Annotated in this window: 17 protein-coding genes; 10 read left to right on the top strand and 7 right to left on the bottom strand. The window is 56.8% G+C overall.

The genetic code is table 11. From position 1 onward, the window contains the following. The first annotated feature begins 43 nt into the window (after window positions 1-43). Window positions 44-481: a universal stress protein UspA gene (gene uspA / locus APT89_RS00220; RefSeq protein ID WP_003861223.1), complete on the top strand. Its 438-nt coding sequence runs from the start codon at window positions 44-46 to the stop codon at window positions 479-481. 60 nt (window positions 482-541) lie between these two features. Here uspA and rsmJ read toward each other — a convergent pair whose 3' ends face one another. Next, the gene (gene rsmJ / locus APT89_RS00215) at window positions 542-1,294 is read right to left on the bottom strand and encodes a 16S rRNA (guanine(1516)-N(2))-methyltransferase RsmJ (protein WP_041911864.1); all 753 of its coding nucleotides are present in this window, start codon (window positions 1,292-1,294) and stop codon (window positions 542-544) included. Between the two features lie 7 nt (window positions 1,295-1,301). Beyond that, on the bottom strand, window positions 1,302-3,344 hold the full coding sequence (gene prlC / locus APT89_RS00210; RefSeq protein ID WP_060571563.1) for an oligopeptidase A: 2,043 nt from the start codon (window positions 3,342-3,344) through the stop codon (window positions 1,302-1,304). 179 nt (window positions 3,345-3,523) lie between these two features. Here prlC and APT89_RS00205 point away from each other — a divergent pair, with 179 nt between their 5' ends. From APT89_RS00205 to APT89_RS00195, 3 genes are all read left to right on the top strand, one after another. Beyond that, window positions 3,524-4,366, top strand: a complete 843-nt coding sequence (locus tag APT89_RS00205; protein WP_041911862.1) for a 23S rRNA (adenine(2030)-N(6))-methyltransferase RlmJ — start codon at window positions 3,524-3,526, stop codon at window positions 4,364-4,366. A 71-nt stretch (window positions 4,367-4,437) separates the two neighbouring features. After that, complete coding sequence (gene gorA, locus APT89_RS00200) at window positions 4,438-5,790, top strand: glutathione-disulfide reductase (RefSeq protein WP_041911861.1); 1,353 nt, start codon at window positions 4,438-4,440, stop codon at window positions 5,788-5,790. 183 nt (window positions 5,791-5,973) lie between these two features. Further along, window positions 5,974-7,623 (top strand): alpha,alpha-trehalase, encoded by a 1,650-nt coding sequence (locus APT89_RS00195; protein ID WP_028014741.1) that lies wholly within the window; start codon window positions 5,974-5,976, stop codon window positions 7,621-7,623. Between the two features lie 47 nt (window positions 7,624-7,670). Here APT89_RS00195 and APT89_RS00190 read toward each other — a convergent pair whose 3' ends face one another. Next, entirely contained in the window at window positions 7,671-9,263 is a 1,593-nt protein-coding gene (locus tag APT89_RS00190) for an STY4199 family HEPN domain-containing protein (protein WP_060571562.1), read from the bottom strand. A gap of 147 nt (window positions 9,264-9,410) precedes the next feature. Between APT89_RS00190 and APT89_RS00185 the strand changes: the two genes are divergently transcribed. Then, window positions 9,411-9,950: a GNAT family N-acetyltransferase gene (locus tag APT89_RS00185; RefSeq protein ID WP_028014743.1), complete on the top strand. Its 540-nt coding sequence runs from the start codon at window positions 9,411-9,413 to the stop codon at window positions 9,948-9,950. A 71-nt stretch (window positions 9,951-10,021) separates the two neighbouring features. Continuing rightward, a complete protein-coding gene (locus APT89_RS00180; protein WP_028014744.1) occupies window positions 10,022-10,360 on the top strand; it encodes a lysozyme in 339 nt (112 codons plus the stop codon). Here the strand turns inward: APT89_RS00180 and APT89_RS00175 are convergent. Together APT89_RS00175 and APT89_RS00170 are read right to left on the bottom strand one after the other, a co-directional pair. Beyond that, window positions 10,339-10,941 (bottom strand): response regulator transcription factor, encoded by a 603-nt coding sequence (locus APT89_RS00175; protein WP_041911858.1) that lies wholly within the window; start codon window positions 10,939-10,941, stop codon window positions 10,339-10,341. The two genes, APT89_RS00180 and APT89_RS00175, sit on opposite strands and share 22 nt — an antisense overlap. A 173-nt stretch (window positions 10,942-11,114) precedes the next feature. Then, window positions 11,115-11,873, bottom strand: a complete 759-nt coding sequence (locus tag APT89_RS00170) for an SDR family NAD(P)-dependent oxidoreductase (RefSeq protein WP_028014746.1) — start codon at window positions 11,871-11,873, stop codon at window positions 11,115-11,117. A 119-nt stretch (window positions 11,874-11,992) separates the two neighbouring features. Between APT89_RS00170 and APT89_RS00165 the strand changes: the two genes are divergently transcribed. The 3 genes from APT89_RS00165 (at window position 11,993) to APT89_RS00155 (ending at window position 15,553) form a co-directional block, all read left to right on the top strand. After that, the gene (locus tag APT89_RS00165) at window positions 11,993-12,892 is read left to right on the top strand and encodes a LysR family transcriptional regulator (RefSeq protein ID WP_028014747.1); all 900 of its coding nucleotides are present in this window, start codon (window positions 11,993-11,995) and stop codon (window positions 12,890-12,892) included. Between the two features lie 51 nt (window positions 12,893-12,943). Further along, window positions 12,944-13,969: an inner membrane protein YhjD gene (gene yhjD / locus APT89_RS00160; RefSeq protein ID WP_060571561.1), complete on the top strand. Its 1,026-nt coding sequence runs from the start codon at window positions 12,944-12,946 to the stop codon at window positions 13,967-13,969. 261 nt (window positions 13,970-14,230) lie between these two features. Beyond that, the gene (locus APT89_RS00155) at window positions 14,231-15,553 is read left to right on the top strand and encodes an MFS transporter (RefSeq protein WP_047363569.1); all 1,323 of its coding nucleotides are present in this window, start codon (window positions 14,231-14,233) and stop codon (window positions 15,551-15,553) included. A 59-nt stretch (window positions 15,554-15,612) separates the two neighbouring features. Here APT89_RS00155 and APT89_RS00150 read toward each other — a convergent pair whose 3' ends face one another. Together APT89_RS00150 and pdeH are read right to left on the bottom strand one after the other, a co-directional pair. Next, entirely contained in the window at window positions 15,613-17,655 is a 2,043-nt protein-coding gene (locus tag APT89_RS00150; protein WP_060571560.1) for an AsmA family protein, read from the bottom strand. A 65-nt stretch (window positions 17,656-17,720) separates the two neighbouring features. Further along, window positions 17,721-18,494, bottom strand: a complete 774-nt coding sequence (pdeH, locus tag APT89_RS00145) for a cyclic-guanylate-specific phosphodiesterase (protein WP_041911854.1) — start codon at window positions 18,492-18,494, stop codon at window positions 17,721-17,723. Window positions 18,495-18,723: 229 nt separating this feature from the next. Between pdeH and APT89_RS00140 the strand changes: the two genes are divergently transcribed. Continuing rightward, complete coding sequence (locus APT89_RS00140; protein WP_060571559.1) at window positions 18,724-19,653, top strand: sugar kinase; 930 nt, start codon at window positions 18,724-18,726, stop codon at window positions 19,651-19,653. Window positions 19,654-19,665: the final 12 nt, after the last annotated feature.

Below are 19,665 nucleotides of genomic sequence, written 5' to 3'. Positions count from 1 at the left end.
CTTTCCCATTTAGTCATCGATAACTTAAGGAAGGAGTAACACTATGGCTTACAAACACATTCTTATCGCGGTAGATCTCTCCCCGGAGAGCAAAGTGCTGGTTGATAAAGCGGTATCTATGGCACGTCCCTACAACGCGAAAGTCTCCCTGATTCACGTTGATGTGAATTACTCCGACCTCTACACCGGTCTGATCGACGTCAATCTGGGCGATATGCAGAAACGCATCTCTGAAGAAACGCATCACGCGCTGAGCGAGCTCTCCACCAACGCGGGCTATCCGATCACCGAAACCCTGAGCGGCAGCGGCGACCTGGGTCAGGTGCTGGTTGATGCGATTAAGAAATACGATATGGATCTGGTGGTATGCGGTCACCATCAGGACTTCTGGAGCAAGCTGATGTCTTCAGCACGCCAGCTGATTAACACCGTTCACGTGGACATGCTGATTGTTCCGCTGCGCGACGAAGAAGACGAGTAAGTGCAAAAAAAGCGGCACTGAATGTAGGCCGGGTAAGGCGAAGCCGCCACCCGGCTTTTTTTATTCTGGCGTACCCGAATAAATATCAAACCGATGCCCTTTCGTGGTCACCGCGTTGGTCGTAGCAACGTCCGCCAGCGGCGGCGCGTAATCCGGACGCTTCACCACCACCCGCTTCGTCGCGAGCTGACGAGCAGGCTGCAGCAGGCCATCTGCGTCTAAATCCGGCCCCACCAGCGACTGAAATACCCGCATCTCTTTCTTCACCAGCGCGCTTTTCTGCTTATGCGGGAACATCGGGTCGAGGTAGACCACCTGCGGACGCGGGGTGATGTCCGTCAGCGCCGTCAGGCTTGACGCGTGGATAAGCTGCAATCGCTCCTGCAGCCACGGGCCGATTTCCGGGTCCGCATAGCCTCGCGTCAGCCCGTCGTCGAGCAGCGCGGCGACAACCGGATTACGCTCCAGCATCCGCACATGACAGCCCACCGACGCCAGCACAAACGCATCGCGTCCCAGCCCCGCCGTGGCGTCCACCACGTCCGGCAGATAGCTCCCCTTAATGCCGACCGCTTTGGCCACCGCTTCGCCGCGACCGCCGCCGAACTTACGCCGGTGCGCCATCGCGCCGCCAACGAAGTCGACAAAAATCCCGCCGAGCTTCGGTTCATCGCGCTTGCGTAATTCGAGATGTGCTGACGTCATTACCAGCGCCATCAGGTTCTCTTCATCGTGCTCCAGCCCCCAGCGGGCCGCCAGAACAGATAAGGCGCCGTCTCCGGCGCCCGTTTCATCCACTAAGCAGATCTTCACGTAACAATCAGCCTTTGATCCCGTAATGCTCAAGCATCGCATCCAGCTGCGGCTCGCGGCCACGGAAGCGTTTGAATAGCACCATTGGCTCTTCAGAACCGCCGCGGGTCAGGATGTTGTCAAGGAACGACTGGCCGGTTTCGCGGTTGAAGATCCCCTCTTCCTCGAAGCGAGAGAAGGCATCCGCCGCCAGCACGTCGGCCCACAGGTAGCTGTAATAGCCCGCCGCGTAGCCGCCCGCGAAAATGTGGCTGAACGCGTGCGGGAAGCGGCCCCAGGTAGGCCCTGGAATAACGGCAACCTGCTTTTTAATCTCGGCCAGCGTTTCGAGGATTTTCGCCCCCTGCTCCGGGCTGAACTCGGCGTGCAGGCGGAAATCGAACAGGCCGAACTCCAGCTGACGCAGGATAAACATCGCCGCCTGGTAGTTTTTCGCCGCCAGCATTTTATCCAGCAGCTCTTTGGGCAGCGGTTCGCCGGTCTCATAGTGGCCGGAGATAAACGCCAGCGCGTCCGGCTCCCAGCACCAGTTTTCCATAAACTGGCTTGGCAGCTCGACCGCATCCCATGGCACCCCGCTGATACCGGCGACGCCGGCGGTTTCGATGCGGGTCAGCATGTGGTGCAGGCCGTGACCGAACTCGTGGAACAGGGTGATCACTTCGTCGTGGGTGAACAGCGCAGGTTTGCCGCTTACCGGACGGTTGAAGTTACAGGTCAGATAGGCGACCGGTTTTTGCAGGGAACCGTCTGCTTTACGCATCTGGCCCACGCAGTCGTCCATCCACGCCCCGCCGCGCTTGTTCTCACGCGCGTAGAGATCGAGGTAGAAGCTGCCGCGCAGCTCGTTTTTCTCGTCATACAGTTCGAAGAAGCGCACGTCCGGATGCCAGACGTCAATATCAGTACGCTCTTTAGCGGTAATGCCGTAAATGCGTTTCACCACTTCAAACAGGCCGTTGACGGCTTTGTTTTCCGGGAAGTACGGGCGCAGCTGCTCGTCGCTGATGCTGTAGAGGTGCTGCTTCTGTTTTTCGCTGTAGTACGCGATATCCCACGGCTGCAGCTCGTCCACGCCAAACTCCGCTTTCGCGAAGGCGCGCAGCTGGGCCAGCTCTTTCTCACCCTGAGGACGAGCGCGTTTGGCCAGATCGGTCAGGAAATCGAGCACCTGCTGCGGGTTCTCGGCCATTTTGGTGGCGAGGGATTTATCCGCGTAGCTGTCGAAGCCCAGCAGCTGAGCCAGCTCGTGACGCAGGGCGAGGATTTCCGCCATCACCGGGCTGTTATCCCATTTGCCCGCGTTCGGCCCCTGATCGGAGGCGCGGGTGCTGTAGGCGCGGTACATCTCTTCACGCAGGGCCTGGTTGTCGCAGTAGGTCATCACCGGCAGATAGCTCGGGATATCCAGCGTTAACAGGAAGCCTTCCTGCTCTTTCGCTTCGGCCTGGGCTTTCGCCGCCGCCAGGGCGCTTTCCGGCATACCCGCCAGCTCCGTTTCGTTGGTAATCAGCTTCGTCCAGCCCATGGTGGCGTCAAGGACGTTGTTGCTGTACTGGTTACCCAGTTCGGACAGGCGCGCAGCGATTTCACCGTAGCGAACCTGCTTCTCTTTTGGCAGACCGATACCGGACAGTTCGAAATCACGCAGGGCGTTATCAACCGATTTTTTCTGCGCCGTGTTCAGTTCGGCATAATGGTCGCCGTCGCGCAGGTCGCGGTAGGCTTTGTACAGCCCTTCGTGCTGACCGACCCAGGTGCTGTACTCAGAGAGCAGCGGCAGGGTTTGTTCGTAGGCTTCACGCAGCTCCGGGCTGTTTTTCACCGAGTTCAGGTGGCTCACCGGGGAGAAGATACGCCCCAGCACGTCGTCCACTTCGGCCAGCGGCTGACACAGATTCTCCCAGGTGTACGGCGCGCCCTGCGCAACCACGCTTTCTACCGCCGCGCGGCAGTTGTCCAGCGACTGGGTAACGGCTGGAACCACATGCTCAGGGAGGATTTTAGAAAACGGTGGCAACGAAAAAGGCGTCAGTAATGGATTGGTCATAAACGCTGTCCTGTTGAAATAGGTGAATGAAGCGCGCATCCGGCGCTGTGCATATTGTTTTCAGTAATGGGGTTAAGTGTAGAGGATTTCAATAGCTGCGCTTACCGGGCCTGCGGGTAATCTGTGCCGTTCTGCTGTAAACTGTGGCAAATCGTCAATTCAGCGGAATACCATTACCCATGCTCAGTTATCGCCACAGCTTCCACGCTGGCAACCATGCCGACGTCCTCAAACACACCGTTCAGAGCCTGATCATTGAATCGCTTAAAGAGAAAGAGAAGCCGTTTCTCTATCTGGACACCCATGCGGGCGCGGGCCGTTATCAGCTGAGCGGCGAGCATGCCGAGCGTACCGGCGAATACCTTGAGGGCATCGCCCGCATCTGGCAGCAGGACGACCTGCCCGCCGAGCTGGAGCCTTACATTGGCGTGGTGAATCACTTCAACCGCAACGGCCAGCTGCGCTACTACCCTGGTTCACCGCTGATTGCCCGCCAGCTGCTGCGCGAGCAGGACAGCCTCCAGCTGACCGAACTGCACCCGAGCGACTTCCCGCTGCTGCGTTCGGAATTTCAGAAAGATAACCGCGCCCGCGTCGACAAAGCCGACGGCTACCAGCAGCTGAAAGCCAAGCTGCCGCCGGTTTCCCGTCGCGGCCTGGTGCTGATCGACCCACCGTACGAAATCAAAACCGACTATCAGGCGGTAGTGACCGGCATCAACGAAGGCTACAAACGTTTTGCGACCGGAACCTATGCCCTGTGGTACCCGGTGGTGCTGCGCGCGCAAATCAAGCGCATGATCAAAGACCTTGAGGCGACCGGCATTCGTAAAATCCTGCAGATTGAGCTGGCGGTACGCCCGGACAGCGACCAGCGCGGCATGACCGCTTCCGGCATGATCGTCATTAACCCGCCGTGGAAGCTGGAAGCGCAGATGAACAACGTGCTGCCGTGGCTGCACAAAACGCTGGTGCCAGCCGGAACGGGCCACGCCACCGTCAGCTGGATCGTGCCGGAGTAATTGCAGCCATCGGTGGAAACTATTGATTTCAGGTATACAATCGCGGCAATTCACGATTAAGGACAAAAGCTATGACTAAGCATTATGACTACATCGCCATCGGCGGCGGCAGCGGCGGCATCGCCTCCATCAACCGCGCGGCCATGTACGGCCAGAAATGTGCGCTGATTGAAGCCAAAGCGCTGGGCGGCACCTGCGTGAACGTGGGTTGTGTACCGAAAAAGGTGATGTGGCACGCGGCGCAAATCCGTGAAGCGATCCATATGTACGGTCCGGACTACGGCTTTGACACCACCATCAACAATTTCGACTGGGACAAGCTGATCGCCAGCCGTACCGCCTACATCGACCGCATTCACACCTCGTACGACAACGTGCTGGGCAAAAATAACGTCGACGTGATTCACGGCTTCGCCCGCTTTGTGGACGCGAAAACGATCGAAGTGAACGGCGAGACGATCACCGCCGATCATATCCTGATCGCCACCGGCGGCCGCCCGAGCCACCCGAATATTCCGGGCGCGGAATACGGCATCGACTCTGACGGCTTCTTCGAGCTGCCTGCCTTGCCTGAGCGCGTTGCCGTGGTGGGCGCGGGCTACATCGCGGTTGAGCTGGCTGGCGTGATTAACGGCCTGGGTGCAGAAGCGCACCTGTTCGTGCGTAAACACGCACCGCTGCGCAGCTTTGACCCGCTGATCGTCGATACGCTGGTTGAAGTGATGAACACCGAAGGCCCAACCCTGCACACCAACGCCGTGCCTAAAGCGGTCGTTAAAAACGCGGACGGCAGCCTGACCCTTGAGCTGGAAGATGGCCGCAGCCAGACCGTTGATTGCCTGATCTGGGCGATTGGCCGTGAACCGGCGAACGACAGCTTTAACCTGGCGGTGACCGGCGTGAAAACCGACGAAAAAGGCTACATCGTCGTCGATAAGTTCCAGAACACCAGCGTACCGGGCATTTACGCCGTCGGTGATAACACTGGTGCGGTTGAACTGACGCCGGTGGCCGTTGCGGCGGGCCGTCGTCTCTCCGAGCGTCTGTTCAACAACAAGCCGGACGAGCATCTGGACTACAGCAATATCCCGACCGTGGTCTTTAGCCACCCGCCAATCGGCACCGTCGGCTTAACCGAGCCGCAGGCGCGCGAGCAGTACGGCGACGACCAGGTGAAAGTGTATAAATCCGCGTTCACCGCGATGTATACCGCCGTCACCTCTCACCGTCAGCCGTGCCGCATGAAGCTGGTCTGCGTGGGTCCGGAAGAGAAGATTGTCGGTATCCACGGCATCGGCTTCGGCATGGATGAGATCCTGCAGGGCTTTGCGGTGGCGCTGAAGATGGGTGCGACCAAGAAAGACTTCGACAACACCGTGGCGATCCACCCTACGGCGGCGGAAGAGTTTGTCACCATGCGATAATGCAGAAGCCCCTCTCCGGAGGGGCTTTTTTTATTCACATACATAAATCGTTGCAAAACGAATGCTCCGAAAAGAGTGATCTACCGCACATATCCCTCCACATCTACCGAAGCGAATGTCTACGCTTATAGGACGCCCGGAGAAACCTGTCTTCAGAACACACAACCGGAGGTCCCTATCACCATGTTCAACCAGAAACTACAGGCTACCGAGAACATCGAATTCGAGATTGCAGAAGAGCTGCGCTACGAGACCGATCCCTGCGAGTTAAAACTGGATGAGATGATTGAGGCGGAGCCGGAACCCGAAATGATCGAGGGGCTACCCGCCTCCGATGCCCTGACGCCCGCCGATCGCTACCTCGAACTGTTCGAGCACGTACAGTCGACGCGGCTGTTTGCGGACAGCAAAACCTTCCCCGACTGCGCGCCGAAGATGGATCCGCTGGATATTCTGATCCGCTACCGCAAAGTCAGACGCCACCGGGATTTCGACCTGCGCCAGTTCGTTGAGAACCACTTCTGGCTGCCTGAAACCTACAGCACGGAATATGTCTCTGACCCCGGCCTGTCGCTGAAAGAGCACATTGATAGCCTGTGGCCCGTCCTGACGCGCGAACCGCAGGACCATATTCCCTGGTCGTCCCTGCTGGCGCTGCCGCAGGCCTATATCGTGCCCGGCGGGCGATTCAGCGAGACCTACTACTGGGATTCTTACTTCTCCATGCTGGGGCTGGCGGAAAGTGGCCGTAACGATCTGCTGAAGTGCATGGCGGATAACTTCGCGTGGCTGATCGAACGCTACGGCCATATCCCTAACGGCAACCGCACCTATTATCTCAGCCGCTCGCAGCCGCCGGTCTTTGCCCTGATGGTGGAGCTGTTTGAAGAGGACGGCGTGCGCGGCGCGAAGCGCTACCTCGACCACCTCAAAATGGAGCATGCCTTCTGGATGGACGGCGCGGAGTCGCTACTGCTTAATCAGGCCTACCGCAGCGCGGTGCGCATGCCGGACGGCTCGCTGCTGAACCGCTACTGGGACGACCGTGACACCCCGCGCGACGAATCGTGGATTGAAGACGTAGAAACCGCCCGCCACTCGGGCCGTCCGCCGAATGAGGTCTATCGCGATCTTCGTGCGGGAGCAGCGTCTGGCTGGGACTACTCCTCCCGCTGGCTGCGCGATCCGGCGCGGCTCGCCAGCATTCGCACGACGCAATTTATCCCCATCGATTTGAACGCCTTCCTGTTTAAGCTGGAGAGCGCGATTGCCAATATCTCGGCGTCGAAAGGGGATAAAGAGACGGCCGAGCTGTTCCGCCAGAAGGCCACCGATCGCCGCGCGGCGGTGAACCGCTATCTGTGGGACGAGGAGAGTGGCTGTTACCGCGATTACGACTGGCGACGCGAGCAGATGGCGCTGTTTTCTGCCGCCAGCATTGTGCCGCTGTATGTTGGAATGGCGACGCACGAGCAGGCAGAACGTTTATCTGACGCGGTAAAAGCGCGTCTGCTGACGCCGGGTGGAATTCTGGCAACCGAGTACGAAACCGGCGAGCAGTGGGATAAACCCAACGGCTGGGCGCCGCTGCAGTGGATGGCGATTCAGGGGTTCAAGCAGTACGGTAACGACTCGCTGGGGGATGAAATCGCCTGGAGCTGGCTGCATACGGTGAACCACTTCTACAAGACGCACCACAAGCTGATTGAGAAGTACCACATCGCCAGCAGTACGCCGCGCGAAGGGGGCGGCGGGGAGTATCCGCTACAGGATGGCTTCGGCTGGACGAACGGCGTGGTGCGACGGTTGATTGGGTTGTATGGGGAGCCTTGAGAGGGGTGCGATCTGGCCCCTCTCCCCTCTGGGGAGAGGGGAAAACGTTAACGAATCACCTCATAAATGGCGGTCTGAATAGACTGCCATTTTTTCGTGGTGGCATCCGGCTGTGACTGCGCCCGTCGCGTTGCCATCTCAAGATCGTGCTTCTGGCGCTTCACCACGGCCGGCACGGTACAGAAGGCTTTCAGATACTCTTTACGTATTGACGTCAGGGACTCGCCGCTTGACATGGCGTGGCTGAGCGTATTGATGAAACGACGACACGGCTTCTCTTCTGCCATGTTCTGCCGATAGCGCAGCATAAGCTCCAGAACGTCGTCATAGCCTGCCGACATCGCCTCTTCGGTCCATGACAGCTTCCAGTCCATCCCACCCTGCAAAAAGAGCAGCGCCACGCGGGTATCGTTGCGGTTAATCGCCGAACGGAAATTACTCTCGTCCCAGGTCACTCCCATGCGCGTCAGCGTCTCGCGCGAGGAAGGGGTTTCGCGCATCTCCTGCGGCGGAGCCGCCGCTTGCGCCGTATTTTCGGCCGCAGGCTGCGGTTTGCTGCTGGTCACCAGCCAGAAGCCGCCTACCACGATGGCAATCACCATCACGCCGACCGCTCCCCATAGCGCACCGGAGATAAGCTGCTCACGCTGTTCGGGCGTGCGCGGAGCGCGTTGGGTCGGCTTTTCAATCGTGTCGCGGACTTCAAACAGATCCCCACCGGTAACCCGATCCATTTTTTGCGCCTTTTCCCAGAACGCGTGCAGCTCGCTGGCATCCACCGCCATGAATCCGGCCGGGTTGACGCGCGTTCTCCCCTCCTCAAACGCGCGTTGAACCGGACGGGAGATCTGCATGTAGTAGTTATCCAGCAGCTGAATTTGCGCCGAACTTAACGTTTTCTGCACCGTAATGCTGTTGCGGATTTGCCGGATGTCGTCGAGGAAGGTTTGCAGCGTTTTGCGCGGCTCCACCATGAGCGTCAGCATGGACGGGTCGTTAAACAGCGAGGCGTAATAGCGGCTGAACTCTTTTTTATCCACCAGCATTTGCGCCAGTTCACTGAACATCATGCCGCTCAGGACATCGTTGATTTCGCCATGCTTCAGCCAGCGCCGTACGCGGTCAGCGTTAAATAAGGTTTTAAGATGATTATTGAGCCGCACCTGATCGGGCCAGGCCTGCTGAATGAGGCCTTTAATCATTAACTCAATTGCGCGTACCTGCTTGTGCGCCTGCTGTTGCTGGAGTTCACTTCCCGGGGCCAGCTCGGTGCTGTAGGTCAGAAGCGGCTGCTGCAGACGAAGATGTTCCAGCGTAGTCACAAACCGCATCGCCGCAATAAGCTGGTTTTCACTGACATCCTGCCCGCTTTCGTACTGCGGGACGCGCTGCTGCAGCAGGCGCAGCTGCAGCGTAAATTCCGACATCTCGGCATCATTCAGGTTAAGCTTCTTCGCAACCGTAGCCCATCCCCCAAGGCCTAAACGCGCGCTGTCCAGCTGTTCCAGAAACCAGCGTGGATCTTTTCCCTCAGAAACATGTACATTCAGAAGAAGCAAGATTTCCACCGACGCCTGGCGAATGACCGCCAGACAGTGTTCAAACTGTTCGCGGATATGATGTGATGTGCTGAGAGTCATTGTTTTCCTTAAGCGACAGCGAAGACATCCGGAATGGGCACTAACGGCCGTTTTTCTTTTTATTTATACGCGCTTAACCATACCTGACTTTCTGTTGAAATAAAGTGACAACCCTAAAATCATTTAAAATGCTTCAGGAGAATCTTAATGCCAGTTTTAATGACCTCACGCCTGAACTGCTCGCCCCTGCAGGAACAAGACTGGCCCTTTTTTCTGGCGTTGCAGCAACACCCCGAAGTCATGCGCTTTGTGGCGGAGAACCGCCCCGTCGCAGCGATCCGGGAGGCGTTTGATTCGCGCCTAACGCCCTGGACGCCAGGCAGCGCGCACTGGCTGTGCCTCGTCGTACGTGATGCCCTCTCACAGGCCCCGCTGGGCGTTACCGGGTATATTCATCGGGAAGAAGATTGCGCCGAAGTGGGCTTTCTTTTTGCCCCCGAGGCGCAGGGCAAAGGTTACGGCTTCGAATCCCTGCAGGCGCTTTGCGATTACGCCTTTCATCAGGGCGGTATTCGTCGGCTCACCGCCACCGTCACCGCGGGAAACGTCGCCTCCAGGCGCCTGCTGGAAAAAGCTCGCTTCCAGCTGGAAGGCGAGCTACGTGAAAGCTATTACCTTTCCGGTCGCTGGCAAAATGACTGGTTATTTGGGTTATTACGGCAGGAATACCTGAACAATAATTCCTGATCAACAGCCATTTGGCGGATATTGCTCGTACCGCGATTCCTCTACAGTATCGCCATTAAGAGGAAACGAATATGAACGGTCATGCGCTAAATATATCTTCTGCCGCCATAGAATTAATAAAGAAACATCAAGGGCTTTCACTGGAGAAATATCGTGATGAAAAGGGTGTATGGGTTATCGGCTATGGGCATGTGATCCGCGAACGGGAAAATTTTCACGGCCTTATCACGCCTCTTCAGGCGGAATATTTACTCCATGAAGATATTCAGCTTTGTGAAACGCTGCTGCGGGAAAAGTGTATACATCCATTAACCCAGCAGCAGCATGACGCGCTGGTACTGATGATACTGAGTTTCGGCGTGACGTCTTCACTCCCGAAAGCGCTGCTTCAGGCCGTCGCCCGGGTGTAGTACATGGCTGCCTGGGTTCGGTTTTTTACCTCCAGCCGGCGAAAAAGCGCTTCCAGATGCGCTTTTACCGTGGCCGCACTAATGTTGAGATTGCGACCAATCTCTTTGTTTGATTCGCCCGCCGCCAGCAGCTTCAGCACCTCACGCTGACGCTCGCTTAAGAAAAGTAACGCCTGCGCTGACGATTGCTGGCTGACCCACTCAGCGGGAAAGCAGACCATCCCTCTGGACACGGAATCCAGCACGGCGGCAAACCGCTCAGGGTTAGCGTTACGGGGGATAATAGCCATCACGTTTCGCTGCATGAGTTGTTCAACCCATCGGGTCTCTTTTTTTGCCAGAACCATCATCACCCGTACCGACGGGAAGCGATGCATGATTTCATCCAGGAAAGAACTCCCCTCATCCTGAATTAAATTGCCGTCAATCATGACGATAGCAGACGGTGACGCGGATATTTGCGTCCATAAATCATCTGCCTGACAAGCCCCCGTTATATTTATTTCAGGAATTAATTTCTGCAAACCGTGTATCGCTCCATGAATAAATATCGACTGCCTGTCAAACATGATTACTCGCATCGTATTTCTCCCTCTGAGAATAGCGAAGGGGGATTCTACATAGACGCTATTTAAGAAAAAACTCAATGAATGGAGAGGTTACAAATCCACCAGTGGTTTTTATATTTATCCGCATTTTGACACATCCATATTAAGGATTTCCTTAAGGGGTTCCCTCCCCTTAACATCAGACATCACAGGAACATACCGCCTGACACTTCAATACGTTGCGCGTTCATCCAGCCAAGCTTATCGCTAAGCAGCGCCGCAATGGCATCCCCGATATCGTCCGGCAAACCTACCCGCCCCAGCGCCGTCTGCGACGCCAGCATCTGGTTAAGCTGCGCGTTGTCGCGCACGCGCCCACCGCCAAAGTCGGTTTCGATCGCGCCTGGTGCGATAATATTGACTGAGATACCGCGCGCTCCAAGCTCCTTCGCCTGATAGCGGGTGAGCACTTCCATCGCCCCTTTCATGGCCGCGTAGGTTCCTGAGCCTGGCTGGGTGAAGCGGGCCAGTCCGCTGGAGACATTGAGGATCCGCCCCCCGTCATTAAGCAGAGGCAGCAGGCGCTGCGTCAGGAAGAAAGGCCCTTTGAAGTGAATGTTCAGCGCCTCATCAAACTGGGCTTCCGTCGTTTCGGTATAGGGTGCGTATAAACCCGTTCCGGCATTGTTTAATAAATAATCAAATGTTTCGCGCTGCCAGACGCTCTTCAGGATCTCCTGAAGCTGTTGAGCAAAATTTTCGAAACTGGCGATATCCCCGACATTGAGCTTTAATGCCGCCGCCTTGACGCCTTTTTCCTGAATTTCGCGCACAACTTCCAGCGCTTCCTGCTGGCTACGATTGTAGGTCAGGATAATTCCTGTGCCGTCAGCAGCCAGCTTTAACGCAGCGTTTTTACCTAAGCCGCGGCTACCACCCGTCACTAATGCGATACGTTCAGTCATCATAAACCTCGTTTTGGCTGTTATGGAGATTGAGAAAGAGCTTATTAGGTGATAGAAGATCAATAAAGATGGGTAATAACGCTTCACTGTTTCATTGCAAACAACAATGAGCTTCATCTATGGATAAAATTCACGCAATGCAGCTGTTTGTTCGCGTCGCGGAACTGGAGAGTTTTTCCCGCGCGGCAGAGACATTAACGCTGCCGAAAGGCAGCGTTTCCCGGCAAATTCAGGCACTGGAAAACCGGCTTGGCACCCAGCTACTGCACCGCACCACCCGCCGCGTCAGCCTGACGCAGGACGGCATGGTCTATTACGAACGGGCAAAAGATCTGCTGGCGAACCTGGATGAGCTGGACGGTATGTTTCAGCACGATCCCTCCAGCATCAGCGGAAGGCTGCGCGTGGATATGCCCGTTGGCGTTGCTCGAAATGTCGTCATCCCCAAACTGCCTGCGTTTTTACAGCAGTATCCGGGTATCGAACTGGAGCTCAGCAGCAGCGATCGTCTGGTGGATGTGGTCCGGGAAGGGTTTGATTGCGTCGTCCGCGTGGGTTCCCTGAAGGACTCAGGGCTGATAGCCCGTCCGCTGGGCAAGCTGTCGGTGATCAACTGCGCCAGCCCGGATTATCTGGCGCGTTTTGGCTACCCTGACACGCTGGACGATTTGGGCTCGCACGCCGTGATTCATTATGCCGCGATGCTGGGAAGCCGCCCTCAGGGCTTTGAATTTTATAACGGTAGCACGACGCAGTGGATAAAAACGGGCGGGGTGCTAACCGTCAACAGCACGGAAACTTACCAGGCCGCCTGCCTTGCCGGGCTGGGGATCATTCAGGCCCCGCGCGTTGGGGTGCGCGACCTGCTGCGCGCAAAGAAACTGATTGAGATCCTCCCGCAGTATCGCGCGGAACCGATGCCTGTCTCCCTGATTTACCCCCACCGGCGCAACCTCTCTCGCCGGGTTCATTTGTTTATGGAGTGGCTAACCGAACTCACAAAAGCTTACGTGGACTAGTCGCAAGCTATAATTCAGTAACATCCAGCCAAACGAAAAAGGAAAAGACGCGTGACGCCGGAAAATAACCCGCAACGACCCACCCAACATTTAGATTATGAACCCATCAAGAAGATGGAAACCGAGCCGGAAGAGGCTAAAGCCCCTGGTACCGCCAGCAAGGCGCTGGGCACCGTTACCAGCCTGGCGGAGAGAATTCAGCAGTTTCCCATGGTTGCGCATCTAATACGTGCGACCGAGCGCTTCAATGACCGCATGGGGAACCAGTTCGGTGCCGCGATCACCTATTTTTCGTTCCTGTCGATGATCCCCATCCTGATGGTGTCGTTTGCAGCAGCCGGTTTTGTGCTCGCGTCGCACCCAACGCTGCTGCAGGATATCTTCAACAAGATCCTGAATAACGTCAGTGACCCAACCCTCGCCACCACGCTGAAAAGCACGATTAACACTGCCGTTCAGCAGCGCACCACCGTCGGGATCGTCGGTTTGCTCATCGCCCTTTACTCCGGCGTTAACTGGATGGGCAACCTCCGCGAAGCTATTCGCGCCCAGTCGCGCGAGGTGTGGGAGCGTAAACCGCAGGATCAGGAGAAAATTTGGGTTAAATATTTCCGCGACTTTATTTCGCTGATTGGCCTGCTTATCGCGCTCGTCGTCACGCTCTCCATTACCTCCGTGGCGGGCTCCGCGCAGCAGATGATTATTTCTGCGCTCTATCTTGATTACATCGAATGGCTGAAGCCCGCCTGGCGCAGCATCGGGCTGGCGATTTCCATCTTCGCCAACTACCTGCTGTTCTTCTGGATTTTCTGGCGCTTGCCTCGGCATCGTCCGCGTAAGAAGGCGCTGCTCCGCGGCACATTGATTGCGGCGATCGGCTTTGAAGTGATTAAGATCGTGATGACTTACACCCTGCCGTCGCTGGTGAAATCCCCATCCGGCGCGGCATTTGGCTCGGTGCTCGGGCTGATGGCGTTCTTTTACTTCTTCGCGCGTTTAACCCTGTTCTGCGCGGCGTGGATTGCCACCGCCGAGTACAAAGGCGACACGCGAATGCCAGGAAAAACACATCGTTAATTCCGCTCTCGGGCTGATATTTCAGCCCGACTCATCATTTCAGCATATAAATCCAGTCCGTAACTTTTATTTAACCGAAAACCAGTTTTATCCACCAATATTTAAAAAACGTGAAGCATTTCATGGAAGCATTTTGGCTGGCCTGAACATTATCCGCTTTTTGTTGATTTTATAATCAGGAAGCGACTTTGTTACAGATTGAAATGTCGCTTTTGCTGTGCGTAATATGGCCTTTCGTTCGACAAAAAATAAGAAAATATTATGCAATCAACAGCCACAACACTCGACTCTGGTGCGGAAAACGTCCCGGTAAACTCGCGCAATAAAGTTGTCGTCGCATCGCTGATTGGCACCGCCATTGAGTTCTTCGACTTTTACATTTACGCCACCGCAGCGGTCATCGTTTTCCCGCATATTTTCTTCCCGCAGGGAGACCCGACGGCGGCGACGCTACAGTCTCTGGCGACCTTTGCTATCGCGTTTGTGGCGCGTCCGATTGGCTCCGCGCTGTTTGGACACTTCGGCGATCGTATTGGGCGCAAGGTCACCCTGGTGGCCTCGCTGCTGACGATGGGCATCTCCACCGTGGCGATCGGCCTGCTGCCGACCTACGAAACCATCGGCATTCTGGCGCCGGTCCTGCTGGCGCTGGCGCGTTTTGGTCAGGGTCTGGGGCTGGGCGGTGAATGGGGTGGCGCGGCGCTGCTGGCGACCGAGAACGCCCCGCCGCGTAAACGCGCGCTGTACGGTTCATTCCCGCAGCTTGGCGCGCCGATTGGCTTCTTCTTTGCCAACGGGACCTTCCTGCTGCTCTCCTGGCTGCTGACGGACGAACAGTTCATGAGCTGGGGCTGGCGTATTCCGTTTGTCTTCTCGGCCGTGCTGGTGCTGATTGGCCTGTATGTGCGTGTTTCCCTGCATGAGACGCCGGTGTTCGCAAAAGTAGCCGCGGCGAAAAAACAGGTAAAAGTGCCGCTGGGCACCCTGCTGACAAAACACGTGCGCGTGACCGTGCTGGGCACGTTTATCATGCTGGCGACCTACACGCTGTTCTACATCATGACGGTGTATTCCATGACCTACAGTACCGCTGCCGCACCGGTTGGGCTGGGCCTGCCGCGTAACGAAGTGCTGTGGATGCTGATGATGGCGGTGATTGGGTTTGGCGTGATGGTACCGATTGCCGGCCTGCTGGCGGATAAGTTTGGTCGTCGTGCGAGCATGATTACGATCACCACGCTGATCATTCTGTTTGCTCTGTTCGTCTTCCCGCCGCTGCTGAGTTCAGGTAGCCCGGCGCTGGTGATGGCGTACCTGCTGGTTGGCCTGAGCCTGATGGGGCTGACCTTCGGCCCGATGGGCGCGCTGCTGCCGGAGCTGTTCCCGACGGAAGTGCGTTATACCGGCGCGTCGTTCTCCTATAACGTCTCGTCTATTCTGGGCGCGTCCGTGGCACCGTATATCGCCACCTGGCTGCAGGCAAATTATGGTCTGTTCTACGTGGGCGTTTATCTGGCGGCCATGGCGGCGCTGACGTTGATTGCGCTGCTGCTGACGCATGAGACTAAGCATCAGGCGCTGTAATTCATTGCGGCCTGATGCCCTCACCCCGGCCCTCTCCCACAGGGAGAGGGAGAAAGGCGTTACTTCTTCATCTGCGACAAAATCGTCCGGCATTGATTCGCCTCGCCTTCTGACGGCGAAATCAACGCCAGCAGCGCGGCGGCCGGGGTGACCAACGTCGCGAGGGCTGCGGCCACCGCGCCACGCGCAATCAGCGGCCCGGGCTTGACGCCCGCCTGCGGATTTTTGAAGGTCCCACGCACGTAAAGCGGCGAGCGCAGGGTAATAATACGAATCCCCTTACTTTCCGGATCGATAGTCAAATCCAGCTGCTCGGAGGCCATGCTGGCGGTACCGGTCACGTTAATCACCGCGTTTTCTGTGTCGAAGGCAAAAATCTGCGGACGCGCCACGCCGTTAACCAGATCCACATTCGCCGCCGCGCAGTTCACCCGCACCTCGTCATCGCCAAAGATTTGCCCGATGATAAAGTTACCGACGTTCAGCCCCAGGATCTCCATTAGGTTGCGGCTAACCAGACCGTCGTTCATTAGCAGTTTCAGGTTACCGTTGCCGCTGCCCAGCAGTGCCGCCACGGAATTCCCCACCCCGCGAATGTCCGCATCGCCGTTCATTTCACCGAGGGTTTTCTGCATCAGCTCCACGTTCGGCATCAGCTCTTTCAGCTTCAATCGACGCGCCTGGATCTCCGCCCGCCCCTGCATCGGCTTTTTATCGCCTTCCAGGTGAATGTTGGAGGAAATCGTCCCGCCCGCCATACCAAACTTCAGCGGCTGCAGGCGCAGGTCGGCATTTTTCAGGATGATATGCGTCGAGAGATCGCTCAGCGGTAGCGTGCTGCCATGCTCAATCTTGCGCCCTTTGAAGCGCACATCCGCATCCATCACGTCCCACTTATCGGTTTCAAAGCGATCGTAAGGCAGCACTTTTCCCGCAGGCTGAACGTCCTTTTTAACCTCTTTTGACTTTGTCCCTTTGCCCGAATCCACGCCTATCAGCGGGCCAAGATCGGCCAGACGCAGCTGGCGGGATTCGACATCCCCTTCCAGTTTTGGCCGTGGTTTTCCGGTGGTGTAGGTCAGCGTGCCGTGAATATCGCTGTCGCCGATGCGGCCGTTGAAATCCCGGTAGTCAAAAACGGACGATTTTTCGGTATCAATTTTGGCAACCAAATGCCCGTCCGTTTCGAACGGCGGGGTATCCGGCAGCAGTACGCCGGTCAGTTCATACAGTTCGCCAAGCGAGTCACCGGCGAACTTGAGCTGCAGGTCGACGCCCCCCATGTTCATCGGATCGTTGACCGTCCCCACAAACGCCACGCGCGTATTCCCCGAGCGGAAATCCGCCTGCACCGGGAACGGCGTGCCTTCGCTCCGAAGCGCCAGCATGCCGCCGATTTTCCCTTTCCCGTTAAGCGGCTGACCGTTGTAGCGCCCTTTTGCCGTCAGGCCGAAGACATAATCACCCGCTTTGGCGCTATCGCCTTTCGCTTTATTGCCCGTGACTTCGCTAAACGGCAGCGGTTTACCCAGCGGATCGACCAGGATCTCCACGTCTGCCTTGCTGACCTTATCGTTGATGGCGATCCGCCCGCGATCGAAAAGAATATTGTCCAGACGGAATGACCACGAAGAGGGCTGGGCATTCGGATCTTTTTCGCCGTCGCTGGCAAGGTTAAACGTCCAGTTATTGTTTTTTTCAGAGAGGCGGATCAGGCGCGCATCGGGCTGCTGGAGCTTGATCCACGGTAGATAGACGGTTTTGGTCAGGAGCGCTAGCGGCGCCAGCGTGGCTTCCACGCGCGGCAGATGCACCATGGTCACTTCGGGGATATCCGGCGGGTTGCCGAGAATAATGTCGTCGGCGTGGACGTGCGGCCAGGGGATCCAGCTTCGCCAGCCGGTCTCCTCTTTCTGACGCTCCCATACCACACCCAGATCGCCACGAATGGCGAAGGGACGGTTCAGCTCAGTTGAGACTTTCTGGTTGATGGTCGGCTTAAGGCGGTTCCAGTCAAACGTCGCGATAATGATGACGACGATCGCGATCAACAACAAGAAAATCCCTGTAATCCAGGAAATGACCCTGGTTGTTTTTGTCATTGTTATCCCCTTTCCTGATGACCTTTCCTGTAAAACTATAGTCCAGACAAAGGGAAACGGGGCTATCAGAGGGTCGTTCTGGCGCTTTCGAGGAGATCCATCGGCACGGGGCGAGAGAGGAAATAGCCTTGCGCCGCCGCTGCGGGAGAGTTTTGCACATCACGCCACTCTTCCAGCGTTTCCACGCCTTCAACGATCACCCCCTGGCAATAGCGATTCATCAACTGCAATAACAGCGTAAACAGATTCCGCCCTTCCGGGGTCTGGCGCAGCATGATGAACAGATCGCGAGCCACCTTGATATAGTCATAGCGCACTTCGCTGAGGGCCGAGAAGTTCGCCATACCGGTGCCAAAGTCATCCAGCCACAGCGGGCCAAATTCACACATTGACGCAAACGAGGAATCCTGCGGCAGGCGCACGTGCTCCACCAGCTCAAAGCGCAGCCACGGCAGGGTGGCGATCAGCTCCTGCAGCTTCGCGTTCTGACGCAGCGCCAGCAGAGTTGGGCCATCCACGTTCACCGAGGCGAGGATCGTATGCTGCTCGAAAAAGGCCTGTTTCGTCGCCAGCATACGGAGCTGCTCTTCCAGCACGTCCAGACGCTGGCGAACGGCAACTTCGGCAAAATAGCGATCCGGCGCGATGCGCTGAGTAGGGTTTGAGGGATGCGTAACGACGGTCAAAATTTCAATTGCCATCAGCCGACCGTCCGTTCGATAGATCGGCTGCCAGGTGTACGCGCGCTCACATTGCAGCCAGTAGCGATGCTCCTGCAAGTTCTCAATACTTGCCTCAGGCGTAGTGCTCAGCCGCTGGATAACCTGCTCTGACTTCATTTCAGATGTCCTGTTGTTGGGATAGCCTTTCTGGACTCGTCACAGGATTATCGGCGCGATAATTGAGAACTTTATGTTCAATTCACCGTGAAAATGAAATTAAGATGACAGAAATTTGCCGGAACACGCGCTGGCTCAAATAAAATAATGGAACACCGTTTTAATATAGTTGACCATCTAATTCACTCGGCGCACACTGCTGAAAATTCTTCTGTTCAGGTTCACGACTATGTCCAAAAAAATTGCCGTGATTGGCGAATGCATGATTGAGCTGTCACAAAAAGGCCCGGAAGTCAGCCGCGGATTTGGTGGCGATACGTTAAACACCTCGGTTTACATTGCCCGTCAGGTTGCGCCTGAGGCACTCACCGTGAACTACGTCACCGCCCTCGGCACGGACAGCTTCAGCCAGCAGATGCTGGAAGCCTGGCAGAGTGAACATGTTGACACCTCGCTTATACAGCGTATGGAAAACCGCCTGCCTGGGCTTTACTACATCGAAACTGACAGCACCGGCGAACGCACGTTTTATTACTGGCGTAACGAAGCCGCGGCCAAATTCTGGCTGGAGAGCGACGCCGCTGGGGCCATCTGCGAAGAGCTGGCGACGTTTGACTATCTCTATCTGAGCGGCATTAGCCTGGCGATTTTAAGCCCGACCAGCCGCGAAAAGCTGCTCTCGCTGCTGCGCGAATGCCGCGCCAACGGCGGGAAGGTGATTTTTGATAACAACTACCGCCCGCGCCTGTGGGCCAGCCGCGAAGAGACGCAGCAGGTTTATCAGCAGATGCTGCAGTGCACGGACATCGCCTTCCTCACGCTCGATGATGAAGACGCCCTGTGGGGTGAAAAGCCGGTTGAGGACGTGATTGCCCGCACGCACGCAGCAGGCGTGAGCGAAGTGGTGATTAAGCGCGGCGCGGAGTCGTGCCTGGTCGCGATTGCGGGTGAAGCGGTGATTGAGGTCCCTGCGGTGAAGCTGGACAAAGAGAAAGTGATTGATACCACCGCGGCGGGGGATTCCTTCAGCGCGGGCTACCTGGCGGTACGCCTGACGGGGGGAACGCCGGAAGCGTCGGCACAGCGTGGGCACCTGACGGCCAGCACCGTGATTCAGTATCGCGGGGCGATTATTCCGCGCGAGGCGATGCCTGTTTAGTTTCCCCTAACC

Source organism: Enterobacter sp. 50588862 (genome assembly GCF_001462935.1).
GTDB classification, from domain to species: Bacteria; Pseudomonadota; Gammaproteobacteria; order Enterobacterales; family Enterobacteriaceae; genus Enterobacter; species Enterobacter bugandensis.
This window is presented reverse-complemented; position numbering and strand designations above follow the sequence as displayed.

What these genes read in the sequence shown, in the direction of transcription:
- APT89_RS00140 (WP_060571559.1), top strand. Translation starts at nt 18,724, where the DNA reads ATGTCCAAAAAAATTGCCGTGATTGGCGAATGCATGATTGAGCTGTCA.
- APT89_RS00150 (WP_060571560.1), bottom strand. Translation starts at nt 17,655, where the DNA reads ATGACAAAAACAACCAGGGTCATTTCCTGGATTACAGGGATTTTCTTG.
- APT89_RS00190 (WP_060571562.1), bottom strand. Translation starts at nt 9,263, where the DNA reads ATGACTCTCAGCACATCACATCATATCCGCGAACAGTTTGAACACTGT.
- APT89_RS00165 (WP_028014747.1), top strand. Translation starts at nt 11,993, where the DNA reads ATGGATAAAATTCACGCAATGCAGCTGTTTGTTCGCGTCGCGGAACTG.
- APT89_RS00185 (WP_028014743.1), top strand. Translation starts at nt 9,411, where the DNA reads ATGCCAGTTTTAATGACCTCACGCCTGAACTGCTCGCCCCTGCAGGAA.
- pdeH (WP_041911854.1), bottom strand. Translation starts at nt 18,494, where the DNA reads ATGAAGTCAGAGCAGGTTATCCAGCGGCTGAGCACTACGCCTGAGGCA.
- APT89_RS00205 (WP_041911862.1), top strand. Translation starts at nt 3,524, where the DNA reads ATGCTCAGTTATCGCCACAGCTTCCACGCTGGCAACCATGCCGACGTC.
- gorA (WP_041911861.1), top strand. Translation starts at nt 4,438, where the DNA reads ATGACTAAGCATTATGACTACATCGCCATCGGCGGCGGCAGCGGCGGC.
- prlC (WP_060571563.1), bottom strand. Translation starts at nt 3,344, where the DNA reads ATGACCAATCCATTACTGACGCCTTTTTCGTTGCCACCGTTTTCTAAA.
- APT89_RS00195 (WP_028014741.1), top strand. Translation starts at nt 5,974, where the DNA reads ATGTTCAACCAGAAACTACAGGCTACCGAGAACATCGAATTCGAGATT.
- APT89_RS00175 (WP_041911858.1), bottom strand. Translation starts at nt 10,941, where the DNA reads ATGCGAGTAATCATGTTTGACAGGCAGTCGATATTTATTCATGGAGCG.
- APT89_RS00170 (WP_028014746.1), bottom strand. Translation starts at nt 11,873, where the DNA reads ATGACTGAACGTATCGCATTAGTGACGGGTGGTAGCCGCGGCTTAGGT.
- APT89_RS00155 (WP_047363569.1), top strand. Translation starts at nt 14,231, where the DNA reads ATGCAATCAACAGCCACAACACTCGACTCTGGTGCGGAAAACGTCCCG.
- APT89_RS00180 (WP_028014744.1), top strand. Translation starts at nt 10,022, where the DNA reads ATGAACGGTCATGCGCTAAATATATCTTCTGCCGCCATAGAATTAATA.
- uspA (WP_003861223.1), top strand. Translation starts at nt 44, where the DNA reads ATGGCTTACAAACACATTCTTATCGCGGTAGATCTCTCCCCGGAGAGC.